The following is a 12,718-nucleotide window of genomic DNA, read 5'->3' on the forward strand; positions in this document are numbered from 1 at the left end:
TATACCCTTTTTCAACCATCTACTTTCTTTGCCACCGCCGTCCCTTTTCGGGGTTGACTTCTAATAGTTAATCTTTCCCAATCATACAGATTCCGTCTCTCCGGGGCGAGGGGCATTTCCCGGGGGTCGCGCGCCAGCCGCCCGCCTCAGCTTCCGTGACTGCACTATAACACGACAGAAGTCCATAATTCCAGCAAATCACACAGACTGTCATTCCACCCACATAAACTGCACATTTTAAGGGGCGACATTCCCGCCTTTTTTATTTATAATTACATATGAGAACGGGCACGATACATATAATACAGGCAAAAACTGGTTCACAGCCCTGTTTCCAGATTTCACCTTCGTACGCACAGGCAGATTCTGTGCTATAATGTCAACATCCGAGAGACCGCCCGGAACTGATTGGGAGTGTGGAGAGAAGTGGAGAACAAAGCAACGAAAAGCGTGGCTGTGGTGGAGGACAGCCCGGCGGAGGCCGAGACCCTGTGCAGGCACTTTACACGCTATACCGAGGAGCGGGGCGTTCCTTTCAAGGTGACCTATTTTACCAGCGGCGAGGAATTTTTGAGTAAATACCGCCCCATCTACGACCTGGTCCTCATGGACATCGGCCTGCCCAAGATGACAGGCATGGAGGCCGCCGCCCGGCTGCGGGAGCTGGACAAAGCCGTGACGCTGATTTTTGTCACCAACATGGCCCAGTTCGCTGTCAAGGGCTACGAGGTGGACGCCTTTGATTTTGTGGTCAAGCCAGTGAGCTATTCCAACTTCTCTCTCAAGCTCCAGCGGGCCCTCAACAAGCTCAACAGCCGCCGGGACACTCAGTTGGTCATCTCTCTGTCGGATCAGATACTCCGCCTGTCTGCATCTCAGATTAAGTACATCGAGATCTCCGGCCACAACATGGTCTACCACACCACCGACGGCCCTGTTCGGGCCTACGGCAACCTGAAGGACGCGGAGGCCGCCCTCAACAGCCCCATGTTCGTCCGGTGCAACAGCTGCTACCTGGTGAACCTGAACTATGTCCAGGCTATCCGGGGTTATACTGCCGTAGTGGACGGCGATGAGCTCCAGATCAGCCGCCCCCGGCGGAAGGCCTTTGTCCAGGCCCTCAACGACTATCTGGGCGGTGGGATATAATGTTTCAAATTACCAATCTCTTTCTCTACAAGCTGGTGTTTACCGCCGCCCTGCTCATCGCTGAGGCGCTGTTTCTCTTTCGTCAGAAAAAACGCCCCGGATTCCCCATCCGTATGGCTGCCGGTACAGTCGTGATGTTCCTGCTGGTGGCCATTTTCCCCATTCTCAGCTATACCGCTGTGTACAGCTCCCTCATGTTCTCCCTGTTCTTCCTGCTGTCCATTTTACTGTCCAAATTCTGCTATGATATCAGCTGGCGGGCCTGTCTGTTCTGTACTGCCGCCGGATATACCCTCCAGCACCTGGCCTCTGTATGCTACGACCTGGCTACCACTCTGGGCGGCTTTGAGCAGGCCGCCCAGTTTTACAGCGACAGCGCCGCAGACATCAGCCCCTTTTCCGCCCTTATCTTTTTGGAGGTCTACGCCCTGGTATACTGGTGCCTTTATCAGCTCTTCGGCCGCCGGCTGAAGCGGGACGAGGCCATTACCATCAAAAGCCCCGCCCTGCTGGCTCTGCTGGTGCTTATCCTGCTGGTAGAGATTATCCTCAACGCCTTTGTGGTCTACCGCAAGTATGAGAGCCTGGACCTGGTGTACTACCTGTCCAGCTCCCTGACCAACATCATCTGCAGCATCTCCGTGCTGGTCATCCAGTTCAGCCTGCTGCTCAGCAAGTCTCTGGAGGATGAGCTGGAGGTGGTCAACCAGATGCGGCGCCAGGAGCAGAAGCAATACCAGATCTCCAAAGACACCATTGACCTCATCAACATGAAGTGCCACGACATGAAGCACCAGATCCACAACATCAGCAAACAGGCCGCCATCGATCCCGCCGCCCTGCGCGAAATGGAGGAGACCATCTCCATCTATGACTCCATCGTCAAGACGGGCAACCAGGCTCTGGATATTATTTTGGCGGAAAAGAGCCTGTACTGCCAGAAAAACGGTATTTTTATCAGCTACATGGCCGACGGGGCCAAGCTGAACTTTATGAGCGACCCGGACATCTACTCCCTTTTCGGCAACATGCTGGACAACGCCATTCAGACTGTCATCCAGCTGGAGCAGGATAAACGGGTCATCGGCGTCACCATCCGGGCGGAGGGCGAGCTGCTGTCCATCAACTCCCACAACTATTACAGCGGCAACGTCCATATGGAGCACGGCCTGCCCGTCACCAGCAAGGAGGACAAGAAGTACCATGGCTTCGGCGTCAAAAGTATGGTGATGATTGTGGAGAAATACGGCGGGAGCATCTCCTTTGACGCCCGTGACCAGATCTTTAACCTGAACATTCTTCTGCCGCTCTCCGGCGGCGGACAGAGCATCTGAGCCGGGGCGGCAAAGCAAGGAGGCCAGCCATGAAAAACCTGACAAAACCCGGCATCCGCAGGCTGCGCCGCACCCTGCTGCCCATTATGGCCCTGCTGCTGGCGCTGTCCTGCACCCTGACTGCCGGTATGTATGCCAACGCCTCTACGCTCAACGGCCTGTTCGGCCGGGGCGTCCGGACAGTAAAACCTTTGGAGCCGTCGGAAGAGCTGGACGCAGACTACTATATACAGGAATATGCCTCCAAATCTGAGGCTCTGGCCGCCGCTCAGGCGCTCTCCGGGCAGATCAGCGACGAAGGCATTGTCCTGCTGAAAAACAACGGAATTCTCCCGCTGGCGGACAGCACACCGCTCACCCCGCTGGGCCTGCGGTACTGCCTGCCCTATTACGGCGGCAGCGGCTCCTCCGCCATCGGCTCCGACGAGGAACACACCATCACTCCCGCTCAGGGACTGCACAGCGTCTTTTGCTCCCTGAACACAGCTCTGGAGGAGCGGCTCTTCCAGGCCGCCGGGGCTGCCGATTCACTGGAAAATAATCCCAATCTAATTGCCGCAGGTCCTCTCAGCGGAGCGTCGGAGAATCACATCCTCTACGAATTTTCCCGTTCCGTCTATGGGGATCTGGGGGATACCTGCTCCGGTACTGTGGGCGTGGTATTGATCGGCCGCCAGACCGGTGAGGACTGCGACGCCTCCGTCTCGGTCTACAGCGACGGCACGCCCCACATGCTGGCCCTCACTTCCGCCGAACAGGACCTCATCTCCTTTGCCAAGGCCAGCTGCGAGGGCGTTGTTGTGGTTTTGGCCTCCTCCTCGCCCATGGAAATATGGGAGCTGGAACAGGACCCGGCCATTGATGCCATCCTCTGGCTGGGAGGCGCGGGCAGCACCGGCTACGGCTCCCTGGCCCGGGTTCTCTCCGGCCGGGTGAATCCCTCCGGGCGGCTGCCCGACCTTTGGCCCTCTGCTTTCAAGCAGTCTCCCACCTTTGCCAACCAGGACGACGGCTCCGGCTCCTTTGTCTACGCCAACGCTTTCACCACTCTGGTCACACGGGACAGCTGGGAGGAGAACGCCTGCACCCCCTTCCGTGAGTATGAGGAGGGCATCTACTTGGGCTACCGGTACTATGAGACCGCCTGGGACACCGGCTTTCTGGATGATTACGACAACCGCACCTCCGGCGTCCTCTATCCCTTCGGGTACGGCCTGAGCTATACCGTCTTTTCCCAGGCGATTGTAGATTTTTCTGAACGGAATGGGACCATTTCTCTCACTGTCCGGGTGACCAACACCGGCGAACAATACGCCGGGAAAGAGGTGGTGCAGGTCTACTTCACCCCGCCTTACACTGATTTGGACCGGGACTATGCCATTGAGAAGCCCACCGCCGTGCTGGTTCAGTTTGCCAAGACGGAGCTGCTGGCCCCGGGAGAGTACGAGGATGTTGTTCTTTCCTTCTCCAAGGAGGACCTGGCCTCCTACTGCTACACCCGGGACAACGGTGATGGTACCACCGGCTGCTATATGCTGGAGGAGGGAACATATTCCATCTCCGTCCGTGCCAACTCCCATGACGTGCTGGACAGCCGCCCCGCAACAGTACAGGAGACCGTCTGGTACGACAACAGCAATCCCCGTCAGTCCGAGCTGGATGCCCAGGCAGAGCTGAGCGACAGCGGGACTCCGCTGCCTGCCGCCGCAGGACTGGCCGCGGTCAACCGGTTTGAGCAGCTCAACGCCTATATGTCCGACCCCTCTGTAAGCGGCGCAGTGTGCCTCTCCCGGGCCGACTGGGCCGGGACCCAGCCCTCCGCCCCCACGGACGCCGACCGCGCTGCCTCGGACACTGTCAGGGGGTGGATCGCCGATGCCGACACCACCAAACCCACCGCTGACAGCCCGGAAAAAGAGCGCTCCCTTCCCGCTCCCGTCTCAGGCGAGGACAACGGGCTGGTGCTGGCCGACCTGCGGGGCAAGCGCTACCGGGACCCAATGTGGACGCTGCTGCTGGACCAGATCCGCTATGACGACCCGGAGGCGCTGCGGCAGTGCCTCTTTCAGGCCGCCTACGGCACCGGCGCCCTCTCTGCCATTGGCAAGCCGGAGTCAGTGGAGCACGACGGCCCCCAGGGCCTCACCCTGGCTGATGTCAACGGCCAGAACTGGATCAAGGATGTATGCGGCTACCCTGCCGCACCGGTAATGGCCGCCGCCTGGAACCAGGAGCTGATGTATGATTTCGGCTATATGGTGGGCCAGGAGGCCCTTCTCTCCGGAATCAACGGCTGGTATGCTCCTGGGCTGAATATCCACCGCTCTCCCTTTGGCGGCCGCTCTTCCGAATACTTCAGCGAGGACCCTCTGCTCTCCGGTGTTCTGGGTGCGCAGGTGATCTCGGGCGCCGGAAATGCAGGGCTGAGCTGCGCGGTCAAGCACTTTGTTCTCATGGACACGGAGGCCCACAAGAATCCCCACACCTGTGTCTGGCTCACAGAGCAGGCCCTGCGCGAGATCTATCTGCGGCCCTATGAGATTGCCCTCAAGACCGCCTGCAAGACCATCCGCTACATTGGAGAGCAGGACGGGGTTATGCGCACCCGCATTATGCGGGCCGGTGACTTCCTCATGGCGGGGGACTGCGCTGTCGGCCCCCTCTGGTCTGCCGCCAATCCGGCTCTGCTCACCGGCGTGGTCCGGGGAGAGTGGGGCTTTCAGGGCACCATCCTCTCCGACATGCACCTGAACGGCAGCGACAGCCAGGTGGACCGTCTTCTCCGCGCCGGCTGCGACCTGCTCATGTCTACTGTCTCCGGCTCCGCTCTCAACGCCACCGACTTCCAATCCCCCGCAGGACAGCGGCTGCTGCGCACAGCCGTAAAGGACCTGTGCTACACCCTTGTCAACTCCAACCTGATGCAGGGCGCCGCTCCCGGGTCACTGATCGAGTCCTCCCCCGCCCCCTGGGAGATCTGCCTTGCAGCCTTTAATGCCACGGTAGGCCTTGTTCTGCTGAGCATGGCCGCGATTCTCATCTGGACGGGCTGGTATGCCCGCAGGCGTCTGTGACCGGGCGCCGGTTCTGACCGTTACGGACTTCTCCGGGCCCGCGCCTGTTCATTTCGCGTTTTAGACAAGTCGGGCTTGTATCTTTTGTACATAAAGTTGAAAAAGGTCTGGAGAGATTGACATTTTTCATGCTCTATGCTACTCTTTGGCCAAGTTAAGTTCCATACAGGTGTGTTACTGGCAACAGGCACTAACCTTCTGCTATTACATACATTTCAATGTGATATGTAATAGTTGTCGGTTAGTGCTTTTTTATGCAGAGCGGCCGGCAGGAACCAGATCACAAATCTGAAACGTGATTCGGAGGTAACACACCATGAGGGCAAAATTCTTCGGCATACTGCAGCGGGTAGGCAGATCCTTCATGCTTCCCATCGCCATCCTGCCGGTGGCGGGACTGCTGCTGGGACTGGGCAGCTCGTTTACCAACGAGACTACCCTGGCCACTTACAATCTCTTGGGCGTCATGGGGCCCGGCACCGTCCCCTACTTTATCTTCTCTGTTCTGGGCAAGTGCGGCGGCGTTATCTTTGACAACCTGCCCCTTATCTTTGCCATTGGCGTGGCCATCGGCATGGCCCGGCAGGAAAAAGAGGTGGCCGCTCTGGCCGCCGCGGTCTCCTTTCTGGTGATGCACTCGGCTATCTCCGCCATGATCACCCTGACCGGCGGCGCGGAAAATCTGCTGGAGGGCTCCACTGCCTCGGTTCTGGGCATCACCTCTCTGCAGATGGGTGCCTTCGGCGGTATTATCGTGGGTCTGGGCGTAGCCGCACTCCACAACCGGTTCTATAAAGTCCAGATGCCCCAGGTGCTCTCCTTCTTCGGCGGCACCCGTTTCGTGCCCATCATCAGCACCCTGGTCTTCGCCCTGGTGGGCATCCTCATGTTCTTCATCTGGCAGCCCATCCAGGAGGGCATCAACGCCCTGGGTATGCTGGTTTACAGCTCCGGCTACTTCGGCACCTTCCTGTTTGGCATGATTAAGCGTCTGCTCATCCCCTTCGGCCTGCACCACGTGTTCTACCTGCCCTTCTGGCAGACCGCCGTGGGCGGCACCATGGAGGTGGCCGGTACCGTTGTGGCTGGCGCCCAGAACATCTTCTTTGCCCAGCTGGCCGACCCCACTGTCACCCACTTCTCCACCGCGGGCACCTGGTGCTTCACCGGTGAGTTCGTCCTCTATATCTTCGGTTTCCCCGGAGCTGCTCTGGCCATGTACCGCTGCGCCAAGCCGGAGCGGAAAAAGCAGGTGGGCGGCCTGCTCCTCTCCGCCGCTCTCACCTCCATCCTCACCGGCATCACCGAGCCTCTGGAGTTCTCCTTCCTGTTCGTGGCTCCTGTGCTGTTCGTCATCAGCTCGGTCTTCGCCGGTCTGGCCTACATGCTGTGCCACATTCTCAATATCACCGTTGGCCTCACCTTCTCCGGCGGCTTCATCGACCTGGCCCTCTTCGGCATCCTGCAGGGCAACGAAAAGACCAGCTGGCTGCTGATTATCCCCCTGGGCATCATCTTCTTCCTGGCCTACTACTTCCTCTTCTCCTTCCTCATCAAGAAGTTCAACTTCAAGACCCCCGGCCGTGAGGATGGCGATCAGGAGACCAAGCTGTACACCAAGGCCGACTACAACGCACGCAAGTCCGGCGAGAGCACCGGCAGCGGCGACCAGGTGTCTGCCGCCATCGCCCAGGGCCTGGGCGGCGCTGCCAATATCAAGGACGTGGACTGCTGCGCCACCCGCCTGCGCTGCACTGTCACCGACGGCAGCAAGGTGGACCAGGCCCTCCTCAAGTCCACCGGCGCGGCCGGCGTGGTCCAGAAGGGCCAGGGCGTGCAGGTGGTATACGGCCCACAGGTGAATATCATCAAGGCAAATCTGGAAGACTACCTGCGCAGCGGTGCTGCCCGTCAGGCCGTCCCCGCCGTGGAGGCTGCTCCCACCGAGGCGTCCGCCCCGGAGGCACCCGCCGCCCACGGCGCCCTGGTCAAGACCATCGTCATCGGCAGTCCCTTCCACGGCGAGGCCGCCCCCGTCACCGCCTCCCCCGACCCGGCCTTTGCCGAGAAGATGATGGGCGACGGCGCCGCCGTCGTCCCCTGTGAGGGCGTGGTCACCGCCCCCTGCGACGCCACCATCAGCTTTGTCTTTGACACCAACCACGCCATCGGCCTGGAGCTGGAGGACGGCGTGGAAATGCTCATCCACGTGGGCATCAATACCGTGGCCCTCAAGGGCGAGGGCTTCCACGCCCTGGTCAAGGAGGGCGACCAGGTGAAGAAGGGCGACCGCCTGCTGGAGTTTGACCTGGAGTTCATCCGGGAGAACGCCACCTCCGTGTCCTCCCCGGTGCTCTTCACCTCCATGGAGGACAACCAGGAGCTGCGCCTGCTGAAAGCCGGACACGTGAAGCCCGGCGAGGATCTGTTGGCTCTGGATATCTACGAATCCTGACAAACAAGCGCGTTATCTGTGTAGGAGCGTGAGCGTGTGTACCGGATCACAAAAATTCTCAACCATAACACGGTTCTGGCCCTCAATCAGGAGGACAACCTGGAGAACCTGGTGATGGGCAAGGGTGTAGGCTTCGGCCGCAAGCCGGGTGAGCGGGTGGAATTTGCGCCCGACGCCACGGTGTATCAGCTCTCCCAGAAGTGCGACCGGGGCAACCCCAGAGATCTGGTCAAGCGCATCGACCCGCTCTATCTGAATATCGCAAACGCCATCATTCTGGACGCCAAGAATACCTTCGGCCAGGTGGACACCAGCATTCTCATCCCCATGGCCGACCACATCGCCTTTGCCGCCCAGCGTATCCAGAAAAACGCCCCCATCGGCAACCCGCTGACGCAGGACATCAAGGCCCTCTTCCCCGACGAGTTTCAGGTTGCCCGCCGGGGCGGAGACCTGATTGCGGAGCAGGCCGGCCTCCGGTTCAGCGACGACGAACTGGGCTACATCGCCCTGCACATCCACTCCGCTCTGGAATCCATGCAGGTCTCCCAGGCCATGCAGACGGCGGCCATCATCCGCACCTGTGTGGACCTGGTCCAGCAGGCTGCCGGTGTAACGCTGGATGTAAATTCTCTCTCCTACAACCATCTGATGAGCCACATCAAGTATATGGCCGCCCGACTGCTGAAGGGCGAGCGGCTGAGCATGGACGTCAACCACATCATGCGGGTGTCCTGCCCCCGGGCCTTTGATATCTCGGAGAAAATCTGCCGCCAGCTGGAGCGCACTCTGGGCCGCCCGGTGGATGGGGTGGAGATCGGCTATCTGGCCATGCATGTTCAGCGCGTGTTTGACACGGAGTCTTCCGCTCCGAAGCAATAAAATTTATATCAAAACAAAGGAGTTTTGCCGTTATGAAGCGCTTTACCTATGTCATTCAGGATCCCCTGGGCATCCACGCCCGTCCCGCCGGCCTGCTGGTCAAGGCCGCCAAGGAGTTTGCCGACACCACCATCACCCTGACCAAGGAGGATAAGACCGTAAAGGGCACCCAGCTGATGAAGCTGATGGGGCTGGGCGTCAAGACCGGCGACTCCGTCACCGTGACCGCCGAGGGCGCCTCCGAGGACGCCGCCATCGCTGCCATGGAGCAGTTCTTCAAGAACAATCTGTAAGCACAGCGTTCCGCCCGCCGTCCCACCGGGGCGGCGGGCGGTTTGGTTTTCACGGAAAGGGGAGCTAGTACATGAAGATTTTACAGGGTCAGGGCGTGTCCAAGGGCATCGAGAAGGGCACTCTCTACTTCTATCACCGGGTCAGCGCTGTGGTGGAGCAGCAGATGGCCCAGGACCCGGCGGCGGAGCGGGCTCGGCTGGAGGCGGCCAGAGTTCAGGCCATGGAGCAGCTGGAGGCTATGGCAGAGAGGGCCAGGGCCCAGGCCGGCGACGACGCCGCCATTCTGTTTGAGACCCACGCCATGTTCCTGGAGGACGAGGACTTCACCGGCGCCATGGACGAGCAGCTGGATGAGGGATACACCGCCGAGTACGCCGCCCAGCAGGCCGGGGAGCAGTTCGCCGCCATGCTGGCCGCTATGGACGACCCCTACATGCAGGCCCGGGCGGCCGACGTGCGGGACGTGACCGGGCGGCTGCTGAACATCCTCACCGGCGTGGCCGAGGGCGGTATCAACTCAGAGGTTCCGGTCATTCTGGCCGCCGACGACCTGGCCCCCTCCGAGACCATTCAGCTGGACAAGAGCAAGATTCTGGCCATTGCCACCCAGGGCGGCTCCGGCAACAGCCACACCGCCATTCTGGCCCGCACCATGGGTATCCCCGCTGTGTGCGGCCTGGGCGATGCCCTGAGCGAGGATCTGGACGGCCAGGAGGCCTATATCGTGGGCGAGACCGGCCAGCTGGTCTTTGAGCCGGACGAGGAGACTCTGGCCGGCCTGGAGGCCCGTCAGCAGAAGCAGGCCGAGATGCGGGTGCTGATGCGCAGCATGGTGGGCCAGAAGGACGTGACTCTGGACGGCCGGGAGATGATGGTCTACTGCAACATCGGCTCCCCCGAGGACATCCACGCCGTGCTGGCCAACGACGGCCAGGGCGTGGGCCTGTTCCGCTCCGAGTTTCTCTACCTGGCCACCGAGGACTATCCCACCGAGGAGGCCCAGTTCCGGGCCTATAAGCAGGTGGCCGAGGCCATGAAGGGCAAGCGGGTGGTCATCCGTACCCTGGACATCGGCGCCGACAAGCAGGTGGACTACTTCCACCTCAACAAGGAGGAGAACCCGGCCATGGGAGTGCGGGCCATCCGCATCTGCCTCAACCGTCCCGAGGTGTTCCGCACCCAGCTGCGCGCCCTCTACCGGGCCAGCGCCTACGGCAAGGTGGCCATCATGTTCCCCATGATCACCAGCGTGTGGGAAGTAGAGGAGTGCCGCCGGGCCTGCCGGGAGGTGATGGACGAGCTGACGGCCGAGGGCATTCCCTTCAACCCGGACACCGAGCTGGGCATCATGATTGAGACCCCGGCGGCGGTATTCATGGCCGAGGAGCTGGCAGAGCTGGTGGACTTCTTCTCCGTTGGCACCAACGACCTGACCCAGTACACCCTGGCCTGCGACCGCCAGTGCAGCGGCCTGGGCAGGTTCTTCGACCCCCACCACCCCGCTGTGCTGCGGGCGCTGAAGGCCGCAGCCGACGCCGCCCACAGGGCGGGCATCTGGATTGGCATCTGCGGCGAGCTGGGCGCCGACCTGGAGCTGCTGCCCACCTTCCTGGCCATGGGTATTGACGAGCTGAGTGTGAGCCCCTCCGCCGTGCTCCCCCTCCGCTCCGCCATCCGAAAGAGTACTGCCGCCGCCTGTACCCTGGACCTGCTCAAGGGCTGAGCACTCCTTTATACATCAAAAATCCCCGCCGACAATGAGCCGGCGGGGATTTTTTGATGTCACTCAGTATTTCTGCGCAGCGGAATTACTGTTTGTACTTTTCGGGGTTCTTCTTCTGATCCTTGCTACGGACCACAATCCAGACCACCCCTGCCACAATCAGCACGCCCACTACCACGTCCAGGGCCACCATCCAGGTCATCCACAGAGGCATCACGTCCACGATGGTAGAATTGGCGGACAGGCCGTTCATCGCGGCGCTGTGGCTGACGGTGTAGCAGATGTCATGAGCGGCGTTGCGCAGGTAGGTCATAATCTGGGGGTCGTTCTGGTAGCCGTCGATGTTGTACAGGTCCTCGCTGGTGTTCATCCACATGTCGGTACCGGCCTGGAGACCGGCCTTGATGTCCATGTACTCAGGCAGGCCGGCCATGTCGGTGATGACCAGGCCGTTGAAGCCCCACTCGTCCCGCAGCAGGTCGGTAAGCAACTCATGGCTGGCGCCGCACCACTTGGTGCCCACGCGGTTGAAGGCGTTCATCATGGCGTAGGTATGGCCCTCCTTCACAGCGGCCTCGAAGGGCACCAGGTAGAGCTCACGGGCGGCCTGCTCGTTGAAGAAGGTAGCGATGCCGTCCTTGGAGCCCTTGATGCCGTTGGTCTCGTCGATGACGCCCTCAGTGTCGTTGAGGGCGAAGTGCTTGACGTAGCAGAACAGGCCCTTGCTCTGGGCGCCCAGCACGGTGTTGGCGCCCATCTGGCCGCTGATGAAGCCGTCCTCGGAGTAGTACTCAAAGTTGCGGCCGCTGTAAGCGTTGCGGTGGATGTTCATGGCGGGGGCATACCAGCCCTGGATGTTGGCGTACATGGCGTCGTTGCCCACGGACACACCCATTTCATAGGCAAGCTCCGTGTTCCAGGTGGAGGCGATGACCACCTCGGTGGGGTAGGCCATGCCCTGGGTGCCGCCCACCAGGGTGGCGGAGATGCCGGCAGGGCCGTCCTTCTCCACGGTAGCAGGCTTGAGGATGTAATCCAGGCTGGGGGTGCCGTAGCCGCCCATGCGGACCATGTAGATGAGGTCGGCGGGGCTGATGGTATCCAGCAGCTCGTCCCAGGCGGGGTCGTCATAGTCCACGTCAATGAAGTCGGCCAGGGTCAGCTGCACCTCGGGAGTAACGCCGGAGGCGGGCATGGTGTAGGCGTCCTGGTCCTCGGTGTACTGGGGCTGAAGGGCGTCGATCATCTCCTGGGGCAGGTCGATGTAGTGCTCACCGGTAGTCTCGTCGGTACTGTCGCAGAAAGCTACGGGATAGGTGTCCACCCAGTTGCTCCGGCTCAGGTAGACAAAGTCGGAGTAGGCGTCATAGCTGGAGATATCGGCATAGCCGAACAGGTTGGTGACGGCAGTGCCGGTAGCGCTGTCCACCGCGTAGGTGGTAGTGTCCAGGCTGGCGTTGGTCCACTTGGCGGTCATGGAAGCGTCGCCGTCGGCGGTCATGCCGTCGGCAGTGGTGTAGCCCTTGGCGGCGAGGATGTTGTTCAGCGCGTCGTGGGCGTCGGTGCCAACGGTGAAGTAGTAGTCGCCGGCGTCCAGGATGAAGGTCCTGGCGGTGCGGTAGTCATAGGCCTTGAGCTGCTCCTTGGGCACCTCAATCTGGACGGTCTGGCTCTCGCCGGGGGCCAGGGCGTCGGTCTTGGTGAAGCCGCACAGCTCCACGGCAGCCTTCTCCACGCCGTTGTCCATGTCGTACTGGGTGTAGGGAGACTGGAAGTAGACCTGGACCACGTCCTTGCCGGTGTAGGT

The 12,718-nt window shown here is 60.9% G+C and carries 8 protein-coding genes; 7 read left to right on the plus strand and 1 reads right to left on the minus strand.

All coding sequences use genetic code 11. From position 1 onward, the window contains the following. Positions 1-426 precede the first annotated feature (426 nt). The 7 genes from Q0K06_RS12660 to ptsP all read left to right on the plus strand — a co-directional run bounded on the left by Q0K06_RS12660 (position 427) and on the right by ptsP (position 10,911). The gene (locus tag Q0K06_RS12660; protein WP_294553168.1) at positions 427-1,149 is read left to right on the plus strand and encodes a LytTR family DNA-binding domain-containing protein; all 723 of its coding nucleotides are present in this window, start codon (positions 427-429) and stop codon (positions 1,147-1,149) included. Then, a complete protein-coding gene (locus Q0K06_RS12665; RefSeq protein ID WP_294553173.1) occupies positions 1,149-2,483 on the plus strand; it encodes an ATP-binding protein in 1,335 nt (444 codons plus the stop codon). Before Q0K06_RS12660 ends, Q0K06_RS12665 begins: the two co-directional genes overlap by 1 nt. Before the next feature lie 29 nt (positions 2,484-2,512). Continuing rightward, on the plus strand, positions 2,513-5,557 hold the full coding sequence (locus tag Q0K06_RS12670; protein WP_294553176.1) for a glycoside hydrolase family 3 C-terminal domain-containing protein: 3,045 nt from the start codon (positions 2,513-2,515) through the stop codon (positions 5,555-5,557). A 316-nt stretch (positions 5,558-5,873) separates the two neighbouring features. Then, entirely contained in the window at positions 5,874-8,012 is a 2,139-nt protein-coding gene (locus Q0K06_RS12675; protein WP_294553178.1) for a PTS transporter subunit IIABC, read from the plus strand. 36 nt (positions 8,013-8,048) lie between these two features. Continuing rightward, positions 8,049-8,894 (plus strand): PRD domain-containing protein, encoded by an 846-nt coding sequence (locus tag Q0K06_RS12680; RefSeq protein ID WP_294553181.1) that lies wholly within the window; start codon positions 8,049-8,051, stop codon positions 8,892-8,894. Positions 8,895-8,926: 32 nt separating this feature from the next. Then, the gene (locus Q0K06_RS12685; RefSeq protein WP_294553184.1) at positions 8,927-9,187 is read left to right on the plus strand and encodes an HPr family phosphocarrier protein; all 261 of its coding nucleotides are present in this window, start codon (positions 8,927-8,929) and stop codon (positions 9,185-9,187) included. Positions 9,188-9,258: 71 nt separating this feature from the next. Next, complete coding sequence (gene ptsP / locus Q0K06_RS12690) at positions 9,259-10,911, plus strand: phosphoenolpyruvate--protein phosphotransferase (protein WP_294553187.1); 1,653 nt, start codon at positions 9,259-9,261, stop codon at positions 10,909-10,911. 85 nt (positions 10,912-10,996) lie between these two features. Here ptsP and Q0K06_RS12695 read toward each other — a convergent pair. Then, on the minus strand, positions 10,997-12,718 hold a 1,722-nt coding region (locus Q0K06_RS12695), incomplete at its 5' end, for a glycoside hydrolase family 3 N-terminal domain-containing protein (protein ID WP_294553189.1).

The organism is uncultured Pseudoflavonifractor sp. (assembly GCF_944387805.1).
Taxonomy (GTDB): domain Bacteria; phylum Bacillota; class Clostridia; order Oscillospirales; family Oscillospiraceae; genus Pseudoflavonifractor.